Annotated in this window: 21 protein-coding genes; 6 read left to right on the forward strand and 15 right to left on the reverse strand. The window is 60.1% G+C overall.

Annotation, left to right across the window (positions count from 1 at the left end; genetic code table 11):
* Positions 1 to 27 precede the first annotated feature (27 nt).
* The 4 genes from C934_RS0110565 to C934_RS0110580 form a co-directional block, all read right to left on the reverse strand.
* Entirely contained in the window at positions 28 to 1359 is a 1332-nt protein-coding gene (locus C934_RS0110565; RefSeq protein ID WP_018856689.1) for an extracellular solute-binding protein, read from the reverse strand.
* A gap of 45 nt (positions 1360 to 1404) precedes the next feature.
* Positions 1405 to 2922, reverse strand: a complete 1518-nt coding sequence (locus C934_RS0110570) for a putative N-acetylmannosamine-6-phosphate 2-epimerase (RefSeq protein ID WP_026371727.1) — start codon at positions 2920 to 2922, stop codon at positions 1405 to 1407.
* A 68-nt stretch (positions 2923 to 2990) separates the two neighbouring features.
* A complete protein-coding gene (locus C934_RS0110575) occupies positions 2991 to 3740 on the reverse strand; it encodes a GntR family transcriptional regulator (RefSeq protein WP_018856691.1) in 750 nt (249 codons plus the stop codon).
* A gap of 280 nt (positions 3741 to 4020) precedes the next feature.
* A complete protein-coding gene (locus C934_RS0110580; RefSeq protein ID WP_018856692.1) occupies positions 4021 to 4923 on the reverse strand; it encodes a DMT family transporter in 903 nt (300 codons plus the stop codon).
* A 205-nt stretch (positions 4924 to 5128) separates the two neighbouring features.
* Here C934_RS0110580 and C934_RS0110585 point away from each other — a divergent pair, with 205 nt between their 5' ends.
* Positions 5129 to 6082, forward strand: a complete 954-nt coding sequence (locus C934_RS0110585) for a sterol desaturase family protein (protein ID WP_018856693.1) — start codon at positions 5129 to 5131, stop codon at positions 6080 to 6082.
* A gap of 172 nt (positions 6083 to 6254) precedes the next feature.
* Here the strand turns inward: C934_RS0110585 and C934_RS0110590 are convergent, their stop codons facing one another.
* Complete coding sequence (locus C934_RS0110590) at positions 6255 to 7037, reverse strand: response regulator transcription factor (protein ID WP_018856694.1); 783 nt, start codon at positions 7035 to 7037, stop codon at positions 6255 to 6257.
* Between the two features lie 696 nt (positions 7038 to 7733).
* Between C934_RS0110590 and C934_RS0110595 the strand changes: the two genes are divergently transcribed.
* Positions 7734 to 8546 carry a TIM barrel protein gene (locus C934_RS0110595; RefSeq protein WP_018856695.1) on the forward strand — a complete coding sequence of 271 codons (813 nt, stop codon included), beginning with the start codon at positions 7734 to 7736 and terminating at the stop codon, positions 8544 to 8546.
* A gap of 18 nt (positions 8547 to 8564) precedes the next feature.
* Here C934_RS0110595 and cobM read toward each other — a convergent pair whose 3' ends face one another.
* Both cobM and C934_RS0110605 read right to left on the reverse strand, forming a co-directional pair.
* Positions 8565 to 9326 carry a precorrin-4 C(11)-methyltransferase gene (gene cobM, locus C934_RS0110600; protein ID WP_018856696.1) on the reverse strand — a complete coding sequence of 254 codons (762 nt, stop codon included), beginning with the start codon at positions 9324 to 9326 and terminating at the stop codon, positions 8565 to 8567.
* Between the two features lie 10 nt (positions 9327 to 9336).
* Entirely contained in the window at positions 9337 to 10569 is a 1233-nt protein-coding gene (locus C934_RS0110605; protein ID WP_018856697.1) for a bifunctional cobalt-precorrin-7 (C(5))-methyltransferase/cobalt-precorrin-6B (C(15))-methyltransferase, read from the reverse strand.
* Between C934_RS0110605 and C934_RS0110610 the strand changes: the two genes are divergently transcribed.
* Positions 10568 to 11338 carry a cobalt-precorrin-6A reductase gene (locus C934_RS0110610; RefSeq protein WP_018856698.1) on the forward strand — a complete coding sequence of 257 codons (771 nt, stop codon included), beginning with the start codon at positions 10568 to 10570 and terminating at the stop codon, positions 11336 to 11338. The genes C934_RS0110605 and C934_RS0110610 overlap by 2 nt on opposite strands.
* Here C934_RS0110610 and C934_RS0110615 read toward each other — a convergent pair.
* From C934_RS0110615 to cobF, 5 genes are all read right to left on the reverse strand, one after another.
* Complete coding sequence (locus C934_RS0110615) at positions 11302 to 12066, reverse strand: precorrin-3B C(17)-methyltransferase (protein WP_018856699.1); 765 nt, start codon at positions 12064 to 12066, stop codon at positions 11302 to 11304. The genes C934_RS0110610 and C934_RS0110615 overlap by 37 nt on opposite strands.
* Positions 12063 to 12794 (reverse strand): precorrin-2 C(20)-methyltransferase, encoded by a 732-nt coding sequence (locus tag C934_RS0110620; RefSeq protein WP_018856700.1) that lies wholly within the window; start codon positions 12792 to 12794, stop codon positions 12063 to 12065. Before C934_RS0110620 ends, C934_RS0110615 begins: the two co-directional genes overlap by 4 nt.
* The gene (locus tag C934_RS0110625; RefSeq protein ID WP_018856701.1) at positions 12791 to 13423 is read right to left on the reverse strand and encodes a precorrin-8X methylmutase; all 633 of its coding nucleotides are present in this window, start codon (positions 13421 to 13423) and stop codon (positions 12791 to 12793) included. Before C934_RS0110625 ends, C934_RS0110620 begins: the two co-directional genes overlap by 4 nt.
* Positions 13424 to 13425: 2 nt before the next feature.
* Entirely contained in the window at positions 13426 to 14790 is a 1365-nt protein-coding gene (gene cobG / locus C934_RS0110630) for a precorrin-3B synthase (RefSeq protein WP_018856702.1), read from the reverse strand.
* A 65-nt stretch (positions 14791 to 14855) separates the two neighbouring features.
* Positions 14856 to 15623, reverse strand: a complete 768-nt coding sequence (cobF, locus tag C934_RS0110635; RefSeq protein ID WP_018856703.1) for a precorrin-6A synthase (deacetylating) — start codon at positions 15621 to 15623, stop codon at positions 14856 to 14858.
* A gap of 196 nt (positions 15624 to 15819) precedes the next feature.
* Here cobF and repA point away from each other — a divergent pair, with 196 nt between their 5' ends.
* From repA to C934_RS0110650, 3 genes are all read left to right on the forward strand, one after another.
* Positions 15820 to 17016, forward strand: coding sequence for a plasmid partitioning protein RepA (gene repA, locus C934_RS0110640; RefSeq protein ID WP_018856704.1), 1197 nt, complete (start codon positions 15820 to 15822; stop codon positions 17014 to 17016).
* The gene (gene repB, locus C934_RS0110645; RefSeq protein WP_026371728.1) at positions 17013 to 17996 is read left to right on the forward strand and encodes a plasmid partitioning protein RepB; all 984 of its coding nucleotides are present in this window, start codon (positions 17013 to 17015) and stop codon (positions 17994 to 17996) included. Before repA ends, repB begins: the two co-directional genes overlap by 4 nt.
* Positions 17997 to 18164: 168 nt before the next feature.
* On the forward strand, positions 18165 to 19301 hold the full coding sequence (locus C934_RS0110650; protein ID WP_018856706.1) for an RHE_PE00001 family protein: 1137 nt from the start codon (positions 18165 to 18167) through the stop codon (positions 19299 to 19301).
* Positions 19302 to 19433: 132 nt separating this feature from the next.
* Here the strand turns inward: C934_RS0110650 and C934_RS0110655 are convergent, their stop codons facing one another.
* Genes C934_RS0110655 through C934_RS0110665 form a run of 3 tightly spaced genes read right to left on the reverse strand, consistent with a single transcriptional unit; the run spans position 19434 to position 21467 of the window.
* Positions 19434 to 20150: a Bax inhibitor-1/YccA family protein gene (locus tag C934_RS0110655; RefSeq protein ID WP_018856707.1), complete on the reverse strand. Its 717-nt coding sequence runs from the start codon at positions 20148 to 20150 to the stop codon at positions 19434 to 19436.
* Positions 20151 to 20173: 23 nt separating this feature from the next.
* A complete protein-coding gene (locus tag C934_RS0110660) occupies positions 20174 to 20941 on the reverse strand; it encodes an anti-sigma factor family protein (protein ID WP_018856708.1) in 768 nt (255 codons plus the stop codon).
* Positions 20928 to 21467, reverse strand: coding sequence for a sigma-70 family RNA polymerase sigma factor (locus C934_RS0110665; RefSeq protein WP_018856709.1), 540 nt, complete (start codon positions 21465 to 21467; stop codon positions 20928 to 20930). Before C934_RS0110665 ends, C934_RS0110660 begins: the two co-directional genes overlap by 14 nt.
* Between the last annotated feature and the right edge of the window lie 43 nt (positions 21468 to 21510).

Genomic DNA, 21510 nt, shown 5'->3' on the forward strand with positions numbered 1-21510 from the left:
CAGGCGAAACCTGACGCCGGGTTCGTCCTACTTCTTCAGTAGATCCTGCATGCCCGTCTTCACATGGGCAAGCGCGTCGTCGAGGCCCTGTTGGCCCGCCCAGTAGCCCGTGAATTCCTTTGCCTGAAGTTCATAGACCGACAAGGCATTGGCGGAGGTGGCGCCGTTCATCACATAGCCATACTTGCTCGCGAATTCGCCGAGTTTGACGAGATCAGGACGCTCGCTGGCGACCTTGGCGACGACTTCGGGCGAAAGGGCCGGAGAACCACCGCTTTTGGCATAGAGAAGTGCGGCGTCCTCGCTTGCCAGCCATTTCAGGAACTTGGTCGCACCTTCCTTGTTCTTGGCATTCTTGTTTAGGCCAAGCCCGAGGCCGTGGATGTGATCCGCGCGGCCGTCGGGGCCAGCGGGCGGCGCGACGATGCCGGTCACTCCGGCAACGGCCGGCGACTTTTCAGCGTTGGTCAGATCGGCCGCTGCTGCATTCCATTGCAGCGCAGTTGCAGCCTGGCCCGAGCCATAGGCGGCATTGGTCTCGGCGTACTCGTAGCTCAGCGAATCCTTCGGGGAAGCGCCTGCATCATAGAGCTTCTTGTAGAGCTCGAGACCGGTTTTGTACGCATCGGAATCGACCGTGATCTTGCCGTCCTTGTCCATCCAGTCGCCGCCATAGGAGCGTGGCAGGGATTGGAAGACCATCATGTTGAAAAGCAGGTTCTTCATCTGCAGGACAGTGCCGTAGCGCACGCGACTTGCCGAATTCGCCTGCTTGCTGAAATAGAGCGCGGTTGCTGCCCAATCGTCCCAGGTCCAGCTGTCGGGATCCTTCGGCTGGAGTTCCTTGCCGAGGTACTTCTGGGCGATTTCCCCGTAGGTCTTCTTTGCCGCCTCGTCCTTCATCAGGGCGTCGATGAGATCCTTGCGGTAGTACATGAAGTGCAGGGAGAGGTCTGTCGGCACGCCATACTGCTTGCCATCGAACTGCATCGTCTTGAGGACGGATGGACCAAACACCTTTGCGGCGTCCGAACCCAGTTCGACAGGCTCCATATAAGGCGCGTAACGGCCGATCGAGTAAGTGGCAACCAGATTGACGTCGAAAGCATCCGAGCCGGCGGCCATATCGGCCTGCAGCTTGTCGAAGAAGCCATCGCGATTGAAGAACAGCAGCTGCACCTTGTCGGCGTCGCTGATGCCGGCCTTAGCATTGTAGGCTTCAACCGTAGCTCTAAGTGCGGTTTCCTCCGAGCCGCCTGGCCAGCCGAGCACCGTTACAGTCGCGTTTGCCATACCCGGCAGTGCAACGCTCGCAAGGAGCGCAGCCAGTGCCGGAAGAGACCTGGTTTTGAATTTCATCGTCGTTCCCTTTCTTTTATCAGGTTTCATGCCAGTCGCTCGCCGCTACTTGCCCTCACCAGCAAGATCTGCAGCGCCAATGATACCGGCGCGGCGGCCGAGCTTTGCAGCCACCAGACGCGGAGTGAGCCGAGGCGACATGCCAGACAGATGGCTGCGCATCAGATCGAGATAGCCTTCAGCCAGGCCGATGCCGCCGCCGATCACGATCACATCGGGATCAAACATCAGCTGGATATCCCGGCAGAGCGTTGCGGCGCGATGGGCCGAAAGGGACATGATATCGGCTGCCCACGTTTCACCCTTGCGCGCGCGCTCAAAAACCTCGACGGCGTCGATCGGGTGGCCGGCCTTCAGGGCCTCGCTCGCAATCCATCTGCCGGACGTCTGATCTTCGAAAGGCGCCTGCCCCTGCGATGGCGAGCGGATCAGGCCAAAGTGGCCGGCAAGCCCTGACAGCGGCTTGCCGTTGACGACAACCCCTCCTCCGATACCGGTCGAGATCGTCAGAAAGACCAGATCATCACCGGACCCCGCCCCGAACCTGTACTCGCCCCAGGCTGCGGCCTGTGCATCGTTGACGGCAAAAGCTGGCTTGCCAAACAGAGCGGCGACGCGATCGACAAGAGGGTAGCGATCGGGAATGGCAAGGGTCGCCGGATTGAGCGCCGACCAGTTACCGCCTTCGATGAAGCCGGTCACTGCAACCCCGATCCGTTCGTATCGGTTCCGCCAATTTGCGGTGCTTTCGGCCACCTTTAAAAGCCAGGCGTCCGGTCCAGCGTCGCGCGCGGTCGGAACGACGATCTCTTCCAGAACGTTACTGCCGCTGACGAGTGCTGCCATCGTCTTGGTGCCGCCAATGTCGATGGAGAGGACGGTTTCGCGGTTTGCGCTATTGTAGGCCTTGGCGATCGCCTCATTGAACCATGAGGTCACATGCTCGGTGCGGGTAATGGCAGAACCAACGACGACCGCAAACGCCCCCGCTTGCGCGGCCGCCAGAGCCTGCTCCGGCGAACGGATGCGACCTTCGGCGATGACATAGGGCGTGAGCTGTCGCATTGCCGTGATGAGCTCAATGTCCGGGTCCACGGGTTCCGGTCCGCCAACATAGCCCGAGAGTGTCGTGCCAACGAAATCGACGCCCGCGTCAAGAGCCCGCCTGGCGTCGTCGAGAGAGGAGCAGTCCGCCATCGTCAGCTTGCCCCTCGCCTTGATGATGCGGACAAGTTCTTCTATCGAAGCCGGGCGAGGCCGATCCGTCGCGTCAAAGGCGATGACGTCGGCACCGGCATCGGCAAGCGCCTCGGCGTCGGAAACGAAAGGTGTAATGCGGACCGGACTGGATGGAAGATCCCTCTTCACGATGCCGACTATCGGAGCGGAAACGACGGGGCGAACAGCTTTCACATAGGCAACCGACTCGATCCTCAGTGCCTTGGCGCCGGCGTTCACTGCCGCTTTTGCAAAGCCAGCGACGAAATCGGCACGATCCATCGGTCCGCCGGGAACCGGCTGGCAGGATACGATAAGGCTATTCCTGATGTCTTCCCGTTGCACTCGTGACACTCCATTTCGGCATCACGATAAAAGGAAAATACCAGATTACAACCAGTTTGTATCTGGTCTTATCGCTGAAGCTCGAAGACGAAGTCGTAGACGTCACCTTTGTAGCGTGTCTCGCAGTATTCCACGATCTGCTCGTCAGGCAGGAAGCACCGTCTTTCGGTCATCAAGAGTGGTGCACCCACCTCGCAATGAAGATGGCGCGCATCTTCGCTGGTTGCTGCTCTCGAACGCATGCGCTGGATTGCCCGTTGCGGCATGAAACCACGCGCCGCAAGCGCTTCGTAAAGTGAATCCCAGACCAGATCGGGCGAGGGAAGAAAGCGCGTCGGCACGGTTGACGTTTCGACCGCGATCGGTGCGCCATCCGCTGTGCGAACGCGTTTCATGCGGATCACATTTGCATTGGCTGACAGCCCGAGCGCCATCATCTCCGTTGGCGAAGGTCGGCTTATGTGTTTGGAAATCCACACACATCCGGCCACCATGCCGCGAGCGCGAATGTCTTCCGAAAAACTCGTCAAGGTCGACATCGACTTCTCGACGCGCGATCCGACCTCCGTCTTGAAGCCGTGTCGGCGATTGAGAAGGCCCTCTTCTTCAAGCAATGCCAAGGCTTTGCGAACCGTCACGCGCGAGAGGGACAGGCTCTCGGCAAGAACCCGCTCTCCCGGCAGAACGGCGCCGGCCTTCACAGCATTGGAGCGAATGGCAGCTTCAATGGCCGATTTGAGCCGCTTGTAAAGCGGCACATCGGGCGCCGTCAGGCCCAGTTCCTTGGCTACAAGTTCGATCAAGCTGATACCTGGCATGCCTGTCCCCGTAACAGATCGATTGCCAAAAGATTCTTGGAAATCGCCGTCTGGAGCTATACTGGTATTATGCCGGTCATGCAATTGCTCTCGAATTGCGTTGATCGCGCCGCACCTGCAAGGTCTCCGAAAGCCAGCCTGACGGCACAAAGATGATTGCGACCGGCGATTGACCGTGCTGATGCAGAGGGTCGAAAGTAGCCTGAGGTCTGTTTGTCCAGACACGCGCATGGCCAGAGGCAGGCGCGCAGATCCTTCCGACTGACAGCGTGGCTATGATCTATGCCGTCAGGCGGCGGGCCGATAGCACCTGTCGGCGCTCCCACCATACAAGCATGAGGCTGGAGGCGACGATCAGGACTGCGCCTGCTACGACATTGACCGTCGGGACTTCCGACCAGATCAGATAACCGTACAGAAAGGCCCAGACGAGGCCGCTATATTCCATCGGCGCAAGCGTTGATGCGGGGGCATGGCGGAAGCCCTCATAGAGCAGATACTGGCCGGCTGCAGCGACAATGCCGAGACCGACCATCAATGCCCAACCGAAAAGATCCGGCGTCTTCCACAGCCATGGCAGCATCGCGCCGCAGGCGACAACGAACAGGAAGCTTGTTGCCATCATCTGGTTCAGCGTGCTTTCAGTGCGGCTGACAAGACGAACCAGGACGGTGCTCCACGCCCAGCAGAAGCCTGCGAAGATGACCATCCCCGCCGGCACAAGGCTTGGCGCTTCTGCAGGATTGGCGGCAAGCAGCACGCCGGCGAACCCGCCGACGCAGGCGAGCCAGCGCATCGGCCCGACATTTTCCTTGAGAATGAAGATCGACAGCACCACGACCATGATGGGCGCTGAGAAATACATTGTCGTGATCTCGGCGAGACCAAGATGGCGTGCAGCTGAATAATAGGCCATCCACGCCGAAAGCATGAGCCCCGCCCGCAACAGCAGAGAATTCCGGTGTGGGCTCTTGAGTATTGACGGATGCCGCAGCCGGCGGACCATGATGCCGGCGATAACAACGATCATGATGCTGCGCATGAAGAGGATCTGCGGAACAGCGTAGTCCGCCACCAGCCACTTCACGACTGCGTCCTGGATGGCAAAAAGTGAATAGCCCGAACATGCGAGCGCAATTCCGACGAGCGGGCTCGGGGCGTGGTCAGGGGATCGTTGGAGCATTGGCCTGCGGCGGGAGTTACGTCTTGTGGATGACGCCTATCAAGAAGCTCGCCTCGTGACAATCGCAAGAAATCATAATGCAAAGCTGCCTCGACCTATCCGGTCGTCATTGCCTGATGTGGCAAGAACGTCGCATCGGGCCTTGCTTCGCGGGCGCAACTGCGGTGTATCATGCCGTCTGACGCAAGGCAGAAGGGTGCGTGTGATGAATGAAGGCAAGTCGGCGCTTTATATGGCGGCGTCGTGGGCACTGTGGCCTGCGCTTTTTGCGGCTGGATTGATCGGGGCGGATTGGGCTTTTCACACTGAGGCACCGCTGTTGTGGTTCAACGTCGTCTATCTGTCGATCGTGGCGGCGATCGCAGGCTTCGAGCGGCTGATGCCCTATGAACAGCAATGGCTGAAGCATGATCGCGAAACATTCAACGACATCGCACATACGCTCCTGACAAAGGGTGGCGTGCAACTTGCCGCGGCGATCGGCGCTTCCGCCCCAATGGCGATTGCCACCGTCGTACAGCCGGCAGTCACATCGGCAACGTCTATATGGCCGGATCACTGGCCTGTCTTCTTTCAAGCTGTATTGGGATTGATCATCGCTGAGTTCGGTCTCTACGTTGCGCATCGTGCCGCGCACGAGTTTCTTTCGCTGTGGCGGTTTCATGCCCTGCATCACAGCGTCGAGCGCCTGTGGGTCGTCAACACCGGCCGCTTTCACGTTGTCGATTCGCTGTTCAAGATCGCGCTTAGCCAGATCCCCCTCTATCTCTTGGGCGCGCCTTTGCCGGTCTTTCTCTGGACCAGTGCCGTCACGGCCTTCATCGGTCTTCTCACCCACTGCAACATCGATGTCAGGACGGGTCCGCTCGACCGGATTTTCAGCACACCCCGATTGCATCGATGGCATCATTCCAAGGTGTTGGCTGAGGGCAACACCAACTACGGCGAAAACCTTGTACTGTGGGATCAGATATTCGGCACTTATTTCAATCCCGCGCGCAGGCCGCCTGCAGAGATTGGAATCAGTGGAAGGGTCGCCGAGGGTTTCCTGGCTCAGCTTGTGCAGCCGTTTTCGGCAAAGGGGTTCAGGCAAATTCTGGGACGTCGTGTAGAGCCACAGATGAGCGCCACGCCTGAAAAGGAACGGGCTGAAGCCTGATATCCACCGGCAAGTGCCGGCATTTCCGGCTTTTGCTATGAATGAGGTGGAACAAGGTATTTGCAGAGGCGCTCAGCCATTTGCTGAGCGCCATCTGTCGAGACGTAGAGTCTATATACTGGGAGATACGAGCGGCAAGAATTGCTCGGTCGAGGTCGCCCAGCCTCTATCGCTACTGAAACATATCATTCAGCTTATAAGCAACTTCCGTGCGGTTAGTGGCCTTCAGCTTCTTCATGATGTTGCGGATGTGAACCTTGACCGTGCTTTCGCGCAGATTGAGTTCATAGGCGATGATCTTGTTCGCCTTTCCCTTGCGAAGTGCCTGCACGACCTCGGTCTGCCTCAGCGTGAAGATGCGCGTGAGCTCCTTTGGCTGATGCTGCTTCTGGCTCATGTCGATCGAAGCAGTTTCTCCTGTCGACGGGGAAAAGCTGTTGCCCGCCAGGATGAAGGTGCCGCCTGCAACCGCAAGAGCAAGTGCCTCGACGCATACTTCAATTCCGACGGATGTCGGTATGAAACCGCGCGCGCCGCATTGGAGCATCTTCAAGGTTTGGTTGAGGTCATCGCCATCGCCCAGAATGACGACCGGCGCCGGCGCAAGCTCTGAGGTGATCGCCGCGATTTCTTCGGACAGGGCCGCATCGTCAGCCTTTCGCCCGGCAATGTTGAGGAGGACCGCGCCAACGGGTCGGTTGGTATCCTTCTTTCGCTGCCATTCTGCTATCGAGCCGACGGCAGTAGCCGTCATGCTAAGGCCGTTCGTTTTCAAGGTCGTCGCAAGGCATTCGCGTTCGAGCGTTCTGGCGTCGATAATCAGCAGGCACTGATCATCTCCTTGCTCCCTTTCAATATCCTCGAACTCCGTGCTTGCCTTGGAGAGTGTCGGTACAGGCCGGAGCCTGTTCAATGCGATTCTGCCATTTTCAAATTCCGAAGGTACGTAATTCATACTAGCCCTCATACCCTTTAGTGCTGGGGGGACAGTCCGCATCAAGTATACGCAATACTTTGCGACGGTCCCCTGAACGCTGTGATGATCCCCTTAGTATGCAAACAAAGTAGATATCCAACTTATGCCCAACAACTATTTTGTGGTTGCCGATTTCTACTTTATTAAGAAACTACATACATAGATGCTAATACGCAATACAAAAATATTTCCAAAGGTTAATGTAGGAAATGCAGAAATACAAAATTGTACCTGTCTTTTGTAAATCTTGAAATGTAGTTTCGTTAAAATAAAAACGCAGTATTAAACGACCAGCCCTACTGAGTGGTGTTGGAATAAAAATCCTGAATTATGTTACAGACGGGCGCCCTCGGGAGCAAAAATACGCCCGAAAAGGGCATTATTAATAGGGTTAACGCCGTAAGTTGCGATGAAGTAACTGTTTAGTTTTCCAACAATTAGCGGAATATGTCGAGCCCTACTATTCTTTTGTGACGTCCGCTGCGTGCTCCCGACCCACATTATTCCGGTGCTGCCGCGGGTGCCTCGCATGAGGCGCATCCCTCATGGCCGGGCTATTTTCTGTCACGAATGATAGAGCCTCGCTGCTCGGAGTGGATGGATCGGGCAGCCGATTGGGGTAGAGAATTGCTTTAACGCCTTCCGTGAATACCAGGCTTTAGGAGGAGACCAAGAATGCCGTTCGTTCGTTTTGCCCTCAACCATATGGCAGCGCCGTCATTGCCGATTGGAGATTTCTTTGCGTTGGCCACGTCGCTTGGCATTAATGCGGTTGAGGTCCGCAACGATCTTGCGGGCAATGCGATCCTCGATGGAACCTCGCCCGAGACCGTTGCCCAGGCCGCAGAGCGTCACGGGCTGACTATCCTCTCGATCAATGCGCTGCAGCGCTTCAACGAATGGAACGCCACCCGTGCGGACGAAGCCCGAGAACTGATCGACTACGCCAAGGCATGCGGCGCGCGCGCACTTGTTCTTGTCCCGAAAAACGATGGCACTGGTCGTGCAGATGGCGAGCGGCAGGAAAATCTCCGCCAGTCGCTGGCTGCATTGAAGGCGATGCTCGATGCCGCGGGGATCGTAGGCCTTGTCGAACCCCTGGGCTTTGCGATCTGTTCGCTCCGGTCAAAGGCGGAGGCGGTTGAGGCAATCGACGCTGTGGCTGGACGATCGACGTTCAAGCTCGTGCATGACACCTTCCATCACCACCTTGCCGGCGAAGAACAACTCTTTGCTGACTTAACCGGGCTGGTTCATATCTCAGGTGTCAGCGATCCTGCCGTCTCGATTGCGGATATGCGCGATCGAGACCGTGTTCTGGTGGCGGCAGATGATCGCCTGGACAATGCCGGGCAGATGCGTGCCCTTATGGAGGCGGGCTACGCTGGACCGTTTTCGTTCGAACCCTTCGCGGCTACGGTCCATGACCTCAACGATCCGGCAATGGCGCTGCGGGCGAGCATGGATTACCTATCGGCCGAGGTCTGAGGCGCGCAGTCCCCTCCCCTACTCCCGGCCGCGAAAGCGTCGCTGGTAGGACGCATCATAGAGCGAGCTCTCGCGAAAGCCGCTGGCAGCAAGCGTCTGGCCGACGAAGATGATCGCCGTCCGCTCGATGGGCGCGGCGGCAAGCTTTTCCTCGATGTCACCGAGCGTCCCCCGGATGATCCGCTCATCCGGGCAGGACGCCTTGGCGACGATCGCAACCGGGCACTCGGCGCCGTAGAGCGGCGTCAGTTCCGCAACAACCTGTTCCAGGGCATGAATGGCAAGGTGGATAGCCAGCGTCGAGCCTGTCGCCGCGAATCTCGCCAGGGTTTCCTCGTTCGGCATTGGGGATGCACGGCCGGAAACACGCGTGAGCACGAGGCTTTGCGCTACTGCTGGAATGGTCAGTTCCCTGCCAAGGCTCGCCGCTGCCGCTGCAAAGGCAGGCACGCCAGGCGTCATCGTATAGCCAATGTCGTGCTTTTCCAGCCGGCGGATCTGTTCGGCAACGGCACTCCAGACGGAAAGGTCGCCCGAATGCAATCGTGCAACGTCCTCCCCGGCTGCGGCGGCCCGCAGGTACTCGGCCTCGATTTCATCAAGCGACATCGGTGCCGTATCGATGATGCGTGCGCCGGGCGGGCAATATTGCAATAGTTCCGGCGAGACGATCGAACCGGCGTAGAGACAAACGGGGCATTTGGCGATGAGGTCACGGCCGCGCACCGTAATCAGGTCCGCTGCCCCCGGCCCGGCGCCGATGAAATGCACAGTCGTCATCTGCTTTCTCTCACTTCTTTAGATAGCGCCATTGCGTGACGGGCATCGCCGGACGCCAACCGGTCATACCGCCAAGGGGCGCCGCGCGCGCTATTTCGATACGTGTCAATGTGCCGCCATGCTGCCGCTCCAACGAAAACAGCAGGGATTCCATTTCAAGGGTAACGGCATTGGCAACGAGACGCCCTCCCCTCTTCAAGGCGTGAAGTGCTGCCTCGAGTACACCTTCCTCGGTGCCGCCGCCGCCAACGAAGACCGCGTCGGGCTCGGGCAGGTGCGCAAGCGCCCCGGGGGCGGTTCCCTCCACGATCGCAAGCCCCGGAACGCCAAAGGCAACCGCATTTCTTGCGATGCGCGCGGCCCGCTCACTCGATTGCTCGATGGCGACTGTGCGCAATGACGGGTCGGCGAGCATCCATTCGATGCCGATCGAGCCGGATCCGGCGCCGATATCCCAAAGCAGTTCACCATGGCGCGGACCCAAGGCTGCGAGCGTGATTGCACGGATCTCTTGTTTGGTGATCTGGCCATCGTGTTCAAAAAGCGCGTCGTCCAGCCCCGGTGTATAGGCGATCGTTCGCGCCCCCTCCCCTGCCACGATCTCGATTGCGCAAACGTTGAGCGGGTCAATCTCTCCCAGGTCGAAGCGATCGGCACGTCCACCGCGCTGCCGCTCGCGATCACCGCCAAGTGCCTCGAGGACGAGCAGGCGGGATTCGCCGAAGCCTGTGACGCGAAGGAGCTCCGCAAGTTGCGCCGGCGTCTCGCCGTTGGAGGTCAGTGCGATGATCCGCCTGCCGTGGTGCAGGTGCGGCCGTATCAAATCCAGCGGTCGGCCATGCAGCGAAACGGTCGCCGTCTCCTGCAGTGGCCAGCCAAGACGCGCTGCAGCCAGACTGAACGAGGAAGGCGCCGGGATGACGTGCATTTCCTCAGTGCCTATGCGGCGCGACAGCGTCGCGCCAATACCATATAGAAATGGATCGCCTGAACCGAGGACGACGACCGGTGAGTGCCGAAGTGCCACGACCGCTTCAATGGACGTCTCGAAAGGGCTTTCCCAGGCGAGCCTCTTGCCGCTGATGAGCCCGGCCGCCAATTCGTGATGCCGCTTGCCACCGAAGACGACGGGCGCGGCAGCGATCAGTCGCTTCGCCTCGTCACCCAATCCGGCTGGACCATCTTCGCCGATGCCGATAATAGTCAGCCAGCGTTGGCCGGAAGCGGAAGGCATATCAGACATGGGCAAAATCCGTATCCTGATGCTCGGAGGCACTGGCGAAGCGCGAGCTCTCGCTGAAGCGCTTGATCGCACGGGCCGGTACGATATTTTGCTCTCGCTTGCTGGCCGAACGGAGAAACCCTCCAGTCAGCCGGTTCCGCTGCGCATAGGCGGCTTTGGTGGCGCCGAAGGACTGGCTGCTTTTCTGTGTGAGGGAGGCTTCGCCCTTCTGATCGATGCAACGCATCCGTTCGCGGCTCGCATCTCCAGAAGCGCCAGTGAGGCCGCAGCTGCCACAGGCATACCCGCATTCGCCTTGCGCAGGCCAGAATGGATGGCTGAGCCTGGTGATCGGTGGACGCCTGTTGCGACCATCGCGGAAGCGATAGAGCGGCTTGCCCCTTCCCCTCGCCGGGTCTTCCTGGCAATCGGGCGCCAGGAAGCCCATCGCGCGGAAGCCGCGCCCCAGCACTTTTACCTTGTGCGAAGCGTCGATCCTGTCGAGCCGCCGCTTGTTCTTCCCGACGTCCAGATCGTTCTCGATCGCGGCCCCTACTGCGTCGAAAGCGAAGTTTCGCTGCTCCGTGCCCATCGCATCGATGCCCTTGTGACCAAGAACAGCGGCGGTTCGGCGACTTATGCGAAGATCCAGGCTGCACGCCAGCTCGGCATTGAAGTATTCATGGTCGCACGGGCGCCAGCCGCCACTATGCAGACGGTTGCCACCGTTGAAGCGATGCTGGCGGCGATCGATCACCTGTTTCCCCCTGCGATGAACCGCGGAGTGTAGACGAGGTCCGGCTTTCCGTCTCGAGTGATCACCTTTGTCTCGGGCGAACCGATGATGACACAGGTTGCCATATCAGCGGTCGCCGCGTCGGCTTCTGCAAGCGACTGAACCGTGATGCGTTCGTCGGGGCGTCCTGCGGCCCTACCGAAAATCACTGGCGTCGTTGGCGGCAGGTCCGAGCGCAGCAAGTCGAACGCCTTGCTCAGTTGCCAGGGCCGTGCCTTGCTGATCGGATTGTAAAGCGCAATGACGAAGCCTGCCTTCGCAGCCATTGAAAGACGGTTTGCTATTATATTCCAAGGCTTTAGGTTGTCCGATAGCGAAATGGCGCAGAAGTCGTGGCCAAGCGGAGCACCAATTCGAGCGGCAACCGCAAGCATGGCGGTAATCCCCGGCAGCACCATGAGGTCGATCGCGCGCCATTCTTTCGGGCCGTTGTCTATGGCCTCGCATACTGCGGCCGCCATCGCAAAGACTCCTGGGTCTCCGCCGGACACGACACAGACGGTTGCGCCGGTTGCCGCCGCCCGCAACGCGGCCGATGCCCGATCCAGCTCTTCCCGGTTATCGGAGGCCTGTCGCCGTTGATCGGATCTGAGGTTCAGCCGGTCGAGATAGGGTCCGTATCCATAGAACTCCGTTGCCTTGGAAACTGCCGCGGCCGCCTCCGGTGTCATTTGATCCGGATTCCCGGGCCCGGTTCCGATCACGAAGAGCCTGCCGGTCATCGGCGAGACTCCCAGCCGGGCACGAGCACCAGTGAAAAGTAGGGTGCGTCGCCGTCGGGCCGGTCGGCGAGTTTCGTCATCGCCGCGTTGACCATGGTGCCTCGCTCGACATAGACGGCCTGGGCAAGGCGTCCGGATGCCTCCAGCGCGCGGCGGATCTTCGGAAGGTTGCGTCCGACCTTCATGATCACCGCGGCCTGTGTGTCTGACAGTCGGCGCTGCAGCTCGGCTTCAGCCATCGTACCCGGCAGTATGGAAAGGACGTCATCACCCTGGACGATCGGGAGTCCGGCGAGCGACCAGCATCCGGACATCGCGCTGATCCCCGGGATCACCTCGGTTGGATAACGGTTCGCCAGGCGTACATGCAGATGCATGTAGGAGCCATAGAACAGCGGGTCACCCTCACTCAACACGGCAACGGTGCAGCCTTCCTCCAGGTGAGCCGCCACGGCGGCGGCCGATTGATCGTAGAAGGCGGTAATCTGGTTTCGATAGGCCTCGTCCGTCTTTTCGACCTCGGTCGTCACCGGATAATAGAGCGGCAGCAGCGTCTTTTCCGCGGTCAGGAGATGCTCGACGATCGCCTTGCCGTTGCCGCCCCTGCCCCGCTTGGCAAAATACGCAACGACATGTGCGGCCCCGATCGCCTTGACGGCCTTGACCGTCAGGAGTTCCGGGTCGCCGGGACCGGTGCCGACGCCAATAAGACGGCCAGGATTCGTCATAGCCCGGCCCTCGCAAGGGCATTCAGGGCGGCGGCCGTCATGGCGCTGCCGCCGAGACGGCCACGCACGATCGCGAACGGTACGCCGTAGGAGTTTTCAGCCAGCGCATCCTTCGATTCGGCCGCGCCAACGAAGCCGACCGGCATGCCGATGATCGCAGCCGGTTTCGGTGCGCCATCTCGAAGCAATTCAAGCAGATGGAAGAGGGCTGTCGGGGCGTTGCCGATCGCAACGACGCTGCCTTCCAGCCGGTCCAGCCAAAGATGGAGCGCCGCAGCCGAGCGGGTATTGCCGTTCTGTTTCGCAAGCTCCGCGGTGCGCGGATCGCGCAGGGTGCAGAGCACGTCGTTTTGGGCGGGCAAGCGTGTCCGGGTGACACCGTGCGCCACCATTTCCGCATCGCAGAAGATAGGTGCGCCATCATGCAAGGCTGCGCGTGCGGCGCTGACGAAGCCTGGCGAGAACACAAATTGCTCTGCCGCCTCAACGAGCCCGCATGCGTGAATCATGCGCACGGCAATATCGGCTTCCTCGACAGAAAACCGTGAAAGGTCGGCCTCGCTGCGGATGATCGCAAAGGACCGCTCGTAGATGGCGTCCCCGCTGTGAATGTAGTCGTAGTCAGGCATTCCTATTCCTGTCGCAGCGCCTTTATGGCGTCGTGTTTGCCGATCCGTCTAAGGCAGGCGGCAGCCGATTCGCCAGCTTGTCTCTCGTTTTTGATGAGGCGAGCGAGTTTCTCTATAGCGGAATCGATATCGCCGCCAGCAATCTGTGCATCGGGAATGTCCGATGCGACGCCGCCCAGCATGAGATGATAACCATCGTCCGCGCCGACAACGCAAAGAGCGGGTCGCGGATGGGCGCAGCCCTTGGCGCAGCCGGAGAGGTGAACAGTCATCGAGCCGTCCAACAGTTCCGGTGCTTTGGCGACCAATCTCTCGGCGCAGGCCTTGGTCTGAAAGCGGCCGGAAGCACAGGCGCCGGCGCCGGCACACGTGGCGATATGCATCGACGGATCGTCGCCGTCGACTGACAGTCCGTATCCGGGCGCCATCTCCGCAACGGTTGCGGCCGACTGGCCGTCGAGCCCCACCAGGAAGAAAATGCGCCCAGGGCCAGGCCGGACTTGTGTTGCGCCCAGCGCTTCGGCTTGTTCAAGAAATGAAATAAGCTCGCTGGCATGCATCTGGCCGAAGCGCGGCCTGAGGCCAAGGATTGCCGAACTGTCGGGCAGGGCGATCGTGCCGATCAGAGGATCTTTGCGTATGGGCGCTCTTGCGAGCGTCATCGCCTCCATCGAAGGAAAGGCCAACAGCAGCCACTCACGCTCGATATCCCGGCACCGTTTGTGCCGGCCGAGCAAAACAAGCTGGCGAAGAAGCTCACCGACCGCCCGAACTGCTTCATCGGCAGTCCCCGTCAGCAACGGCAGCGCCGTTCGTTCGTCGCCGTTGATGGCAACCCGCCAGACACCAACAGAAACCGCGCTCACGCGAATGTCGCCGGTAACAGCAGCAAGGCCACCGATGCCGCCGCCATCGATCACAATCGACAGCTTCGGGGCCAGTAGCGGCGAGAGCAGTTCGACACCGAGTTCCTCGCGAAGCGGTGCCTCGATCTCGCCTGGATTTCCGATCTCGTCGGGCGCGATTCCATGCAGCGGCGAGAGCTCGATGACCGGGCCGGCGGGAACCGAGATACCTGATGCCGCGAGATCGGCTGCGAGTGGCTGGACCGAGCCTGATCGAAGGCCGCGGATCTGCAGGCTGCCGCGTGCCGTGATCTCGACGATCCCGTTTCCGTGACTTTTTGCGGCCTCAGCCAACTGGATGAATTGCCGGGCAGTCAGAATGCCGCCGGTGGGGCGCAGCCGCGCCAGGAGGCCGTCGCCGGTTTGCATCGGTTCCAGCAGCGTCGGGCAGGCACCACGGCGCTGCCAGGTCGAGAGTGCCTCTTCCCTGCCGTTATGCGCCGTCTGTTCGCCCAATGTCATCACTGCCAGTTCCTTGGATCATGACCTTATATAGCGGGCGTGATCATCGCAAAACCTGATCCGTGTCAAAGATCGTCGAAATCATGTCCCTTGCGAAGCAGATAGATATCCATGATCCAGCCGTGACGCGCCCGTGCTTCAGCCCGGAGCCGGACGATCTCCTCTGCAACATCAGCCAATCGGCCGGCCCGGGTAATCTCGTCCGACGTTCCGAGGTAGGCGCCCCAGAAGATTTCCGCGTCGGGGTCATCGATTTTCGAGAAGGCGGTTTCGCCATCGAGCATCACGACTGTGCTCTCGGCCTGATTGCCTTGTTCGAGGAGACGCCTGCCCGTGGTGATTTCAAGCGGTTTTCCAACAAGGTTGATCGGTATGCGGTGGCTTGCGGCGAGTGCCTGGACGCTCGTAATGCCCGGAATGACACTGAACTCGAAGGCGAGGGTGCTCGCTTGTCGGGCGCGCTCGAGGATGCGGATGGTGCTGTCATAGAGGCTGGGGTCGCCCCAGACGAGGAATGCACCCTCGCCGGCTTCCGGTAGCTCTCTGATGAGGCGCACATAGGTCTCGGCAATGGCGGCATGCCACTCGTCCACACTCTCAAGATATGTCCGGTCGGTGGTGGCGCGTTTCGGTACGGCAAATTCAATGATGGCGGTGCGGCTGTTTGTAACGTATCGGCTGCAGATCTCCCTGCGCACGGCCGCAAGCCCTTCCTTTTCAGCGCCCTTCGTCGGAATGAAGATCGCATCGACGGCATTCATAGCGTTGATCGCCTGGACGGTCAGATGCTCGGGATTGCCCGTCCCGATGCCGATGATGTGGATATGACGCACGCCTTTTCCTCTTCCGTTCTGTCCGTTTCTGGCGCAGCCAGCCTGTCTCCGCAAGGGGCAGGGCATGGAGTTGGCCGCGGCCAACTTTGCAAAGCCCAGCATGGCTGTTGTTGTCGCGATTCGCGAATCATGGCATCCTCGATACGCTTTTTAGCGCGATGTTGATAGAAAAGCGCATTGATAGGGATCGGGTGTTTTGGACAACATTAGCGTATCGACGACGGACGTCCGCATCGAGCGGCACGCCAATCAGCTTTCTCGTCAGCTGAAGCTCCTCCGCGAAAAGCTCTTCCCGCCATTGTCGCAAAAGACGTTGCGGACGTTCACTTCAGGGGAAGCAGCGCAGATGATCGGCGTATCGGACGGATACCTGCGGCAGCTCTCACTCGACGGCAAGGGGCCGCAGCCGGAGCTATCCGGAAACGGTCGGCGTTCCTATACGCTCGGCCAGATCAGCGAGTTGCGACAGCATATGGCCAGGATCAAGCCGAAGGACGCGCTGTCCTATCTGCCGTGGCGTCGGCCGGGTGAAAAGCTTCAGACGGTCGCGGTTACGAATTTCAAGGGCGGTTCGGCGAAAACCACCACAACACTTTACCTCGCCCAGTATCTGGCGCTGAACGGCTATCGCGTGCTGGCAATCGACCTCGATCCGCAGGCATCGCTGTCGTCGATGCTCGGCGTCCAGCCGGAATTCGATCTTGCCGATGGCGATACGCTATACGGTGCGATCCGTTATGACGGGAGCCGCCGCTCGCTAAAGGACGTGGTGCGCAAGACCTATTTCGACGGTCTGGATCTGGTGCCCGGAAATCTCGAATTGATGGAGTTCGAGCACGAGACGCCGCGCGCGCTCGGTGATCGCCAGCGGACCGGCGAGGTGTTCTTCCGGCGCGTCGGCGTTGCCATTTCAGAGGTTGAGGCGAACTACGATGTCGTCGTCATTGATTGCCCGCCACAGCTCGGCTATCTGACGCTCGGCGCCGTCTGTGCGGCAACGTCGCTTCTCATCACCATCCATCCGCAGATGGTCGACGTGGCTTCGATGTCGCAATTCCTGCTGATGACCTCCGATTTGCTGTCGGTCGTGCGCAAGGCAGGCGGTGACCTGCAGCATGACTTCATCAAGTACGTGGTCACGCGCCATGAGCCCTTCGATGCGCCGCAATCACAGATCGTTGCGCTACTGCGCAACCTGTTTGGTGACGATGTCCTGACGGCGACGGTCCTCAAGTCCACGGCGATCGCCGATGCCGGGCTGACGAAGCAGTCGCTCTATGAAATCGAGAGGGGTCAGGTCCGGCGTTCTACCTACGACAGAGCGCTGGAGTCGGTGAACGCCGCCAATGGTGAGGTGCTTGCCGGAATTCACAAGGCATGGGGCCGAACATGAGCAGACGAGATCGACTGAAGGGGCTGTTCGACGATACCGCACAGGAGTTGGCCGCGGCCAACCCGGAAGACGAAGCGCCCATGCGCGGTCCGGCCGGTCCGGTTCGCTCGATGGCGCTGACGCTCGGACGCATGGAAGAAGAGAGCAGGGCGATGCAGGAGGCGCTGCTGTCAGGTGAGCGCGTCGTCGAACTCGATCCTGAACTCGTGGACACGTCCTTCGTCAGGGATCGTCTTGCCGACCTGCCGCAGGATCTCGCCGATGAGCTGGTGCGCTCGATCGAGGAAAATGGGCAGGAGGTCCCTATTCTTGTTCGCCGTCATCCTGACGACGATGCGCGTTATCAGGTGGTCTACGGCCATCGGCGCCTCCAGGCGCTGCGACTGCTCGGGCGCAAGGTACAGGCGATCATCAGGACGCTCGATGATGTTGATGTCGTCATTGCGCAAGGTATCGAGAACTCTGCGAGGCGCAACCTGTCCTATGTCGAGCGGGCCGTCTTTGCCTTTAATCTCGAGAGCAAGGGCTTCGAGCGATCCGTCATCATGAAGGCGCTTTCAACCGACAAGACGGAATTGTCGAAACTGATCTCGGTCGCCAGGACGATCCCGATGGACGTGATCAGAGCGATCGGTGCGGCGCCGGCTGCCGGACGGCGCAAATGGATTGCCCTTGCGCAATGTTGGACGAATGCGACGACCTCGCGCCTGCACGAGCTCCTTGGCTCCACTGAGTTCGCCGATCAGGACAGCGATCGACGCTTCGAGCTCGTTGTCGCCGAACTGGCAAGGAAGCCGGATCGGCAAGCGGTGAGCGAGTATGAATGGGCTCCGAAGCAGCCAGGCAAGATCAAGGGCCGCATCAGGAGCGCCGGTGATTCGTTCACCATCACGCTGAAGACGGGCGAGGCAGCAGACTTTGGCGAGTACATTTCGCGTCACCTCGACGATCTCTACGACGCGTTCAGGGGCGGAAAATAACCTTCCGAGGCCGGCGACAGCACTGAACCTGCCAATAAGATCTGGATGTTCAGTGTCAGGCGAGAATTTAGTCGTCCGGCAATTTGAATGCGCGCTCCAATCATGTCATACATGACGGAAGTTAATGGTGATTTGGGTTCCGTTGCGGGGAAATCGAAATAGCTAACAATGCGCTATGAAATCGACAGTCCTTTGCTGGTCAGTCTGTTGCCGACGATTGTCGAGGCCGAGGATGGCCTGGCGAGGCTGGATGAGCGTGCGGCACGCGCAGCCATCGCTGAAGGCTTTGCCGAGCGCCGGCATTTTTTTGATGCGGTCGGTGCTCTGTGGGTCGCAGGCGAGCTGGTTCACGTCGAGGACCTTGTCCTGCATGACGCACATATGGACACACGAGCGCCAAGCCACGAGTTGACGATTGCCCATTCGATCCTGCGCGCACGACGGCGCATCTGGACGGCAGCGCCGGACTGGGCCTTGAGCGGTTCAGGATTGTCGATCCTCGCCGGCGACACTCAAGGGGAGGGGGCTGCTCCAGAGACCAGGAGCGCAAAGGCGTTGGTTGAAGACGATGATGCCGAAAATGAAGCAGATGCGCTTCTCTCCGCTGAACTGGCCGAGATAGATGCGATCCTGGAGAGATCGCAGCGCCTGTTGGACAGCCATGGCAGTCCCGGTGCGCCGGAGCTGCATGAGGCGCCTGACCGCGTTCGCGAGAAGCGGAGCGACGACCCTCTCGGTCTCTTCGACGATGAAGAATGGGATGAGGCGGCGCGCCTTCGCGCGTGGCGCAAGACCATTTCGATTGCCGACAGCCTGCCCCCAGCGCTTGGTGCGGCCTTACTGTTTGATGCGTGGGAACGGATGGAGCCACTTCGTCGTCAGCATTGGCTTGGTGGGCTTCTGGTTGCGAGCTATCTGCGCGCCCGCGGCAAAGTCACATCGCACCTTTTCGCCTTTAATGCCGGCCTCAAGACGATACGCTATGAGCGACGACGTTCGCGTGATCGCCTGACGCGACTACAGGCCTTCCTTGAAGCGATGGCGGAAAGCGCGGCTGCGGGCTTGAAGGAAATGGACCGGCTTTCGCTGGCGCGCACACAGATGGAAATCCGATTCAGGGATCGTCGCTCGAACAGCAGCCTGCCGCAGCTTGCGGATTTTGTCCTGTCGCGGCCGATGGTTTCCTCGGCAATGGTGGCCCGCGAGTTGCGGATAACGAGCCGTGGCGCGCTCAATCTGCTGAATGATATCGGCATCCGGGAAATCACCGGGCGAGGGCGCTACCGCGCCTGGGGCATCATCTGATCTCAGAAGAAACGAGAGCGGCCGGGCGTGGAGACCCGGCCGCTGTCGTTAGTGAGCACCCGATCCGCGCATCCTGTCACAGAGTGCGAACCGGGTGCCTAGCGCTTCCATTGCCCCCAGAAGCGCTTAGCCCTATTCCCGCTCGCCCGTGAAATTGAGCAGCAGCTGGAAGATGTTGACGAAGTTCAGGTAGAGCGACAGCGCACCGAAGACGGCAAGCTTCTGGTTCGATTCCTGATCATGATTCTCGGAATACTGTTCCTTGATGTTCTGCGTGTCGTAGGCGGTCAGGCCGACGAAGACGAGGATACCGATCACCGAGATTGCGAACTGCAGGGCACTCGAGCCAAGGAAGATGTTGACGATGCTCGCGATGACGACGCCGATCAGGCCCATCATCAGGAACGAGCCGAAGCGTGAGAGATCCTGCTTGGTCGCATAGCCGTAAAGGCTGGTCGCGCCGAACATGGTCGCGGCGATGAAGAAGGTGCGTGCGATGCTCGTGCCTGTAAACACCAGGAAGACAGATGCGAGCGACAGGCCCATGACTGCGCAGAAGGCCCAGAAGGTCATCTGGGCCGCACTGGCCGACATCGTCTGAAGCTTGAACGAGAAGAAGAAGACGAAGGCAAGCGGCGCAAACATCACGACCCACTTCAGCGGGGACTGGAAGATCGGCACGTAAAGCGCCGGTGTGCTGCCGACGATGAATGCGACGATGCCCGTGATGACGAGGCCGAGGCCCATGTAGTTGTAGACGCGCAGCATATGCCGGCGCAGGCCCTCGTCGAACAGCGCCTGAGAGCCGGCGGCCGAGCCGTAGCCAAAACGCGGATTGGTGGGGTTCATGCTGATCTCCTCGGTTGAACGAACTAGTAGAGGGTGCGGGCAAGCCGCTCGGCTTCCGCATCGAGATTTATGTCGCGATCGCCGGTCACGAGCGCATAAGCCACTTCGCCGATCTGCCAGTAGGCTGCTTCGGCCTTGTCGAGGGCGACATGCGTTACGGACTGCACGGCAAATGCACCCGGCCGGACGGCAAAAAGCGAGATCTGCTTGTCCTCAGGCGTCTTGATCGCCATTTCGACGCTCGGACCGAATTCGGACGGGAAGATCTGTACGTCGGAGATCTTCCAGTTCTCGGGCAATTGCGGCATGACGATCGCAGTTGCTGCGCGAATGTCCTCGGCCTTGTAGCTCGCGACGGGCTGAGACGGCACGGACTGGCGAAGGAGCGCCGTCTGATAGGCGCGCACTGCATCTTCGACATAGGCCGGCGCTGGCACAGAGGCGGCTACTTCGGTTGCCGTAAACGCGCCGAAAGAAGTGTGGGCGACCCAGCCTGCGGCGATGAGAACGGCGACAGCCGCGATCCGCTGCATCGAATGGAAGATCCGGCCATAGGTGAGGCCGCGTTCCAGGCGTCGAGCAGCGTCGCGTGTTTCCGGGCGGCCGAAGGCGTTTTCGCTGGCAAGCGCAAGGCGCAACTCACCCCTCATACTGAGGTCAGCCATGACCTTGGCGGCAATTGCCGGGTTCTCTGACAGGAAGGATTCCACCTGAATGCGGCGCGCCACATCGAGTTCGCCGTCGACATAAGCATCGAGATCAGCGTCGACGATAGGATCAATTGCCTTCATTGCCGTTCCCTCCGATTAGTCTCAGGTGTACCGCGCGCGGCGTCTTCTCCTCGAACTCGCGAAGCTGGGCACGGGCGCGTGATATGCGCGACATCAATGTGCCGATCGGGATGCCGAGCGCCGCTGCCGCTTCCTGGTAGGAAAGGTCCTCGATCGCAACGAGATGCAGTGCCTCTCGCTGCTCTTCCGGAAGATGGAAGAACGCGTCCCGCACCTGCTGGAGGCGAACGGCGTGTTCCTGGCCGGCCTGCAGCGACTGTTCGGTCTCCAACGCTGCCTCGTCGTGCCGGCGTGCCAGGGAGCGGTCCTGGCGGATGCGGTCGATATGAGCATTGTGCATGATCGACAGCAGCCACGTACGCAGGTTGCCGCCACGACGGAAACTCTGCTTTTTCTCGTAGGCGCGCATCAGCGCGTCGTGAACGAGGTCTTCCGCATCATCCGAATTGCGCACGAGCGAGCGCGCATAGCGCCGAAGCGCCGCAAGCTGGCTGATGACATCGAATGGGCGTTCTTTCCGTTCCATGACTGAGTATACGGATGCGAGCGAAGAGTTATTCCAGCCGCCG

The organism is Rhizobium sp. 42MFCr.1 (assembly GCF_000377185.1).
Classification (GTDB): Bacteria; Pseudomonadota; Alphaproteobacteria; order Rhizobiales; family Rhizobiaceae; genus Rhizobium; species Rhizobium altiplani.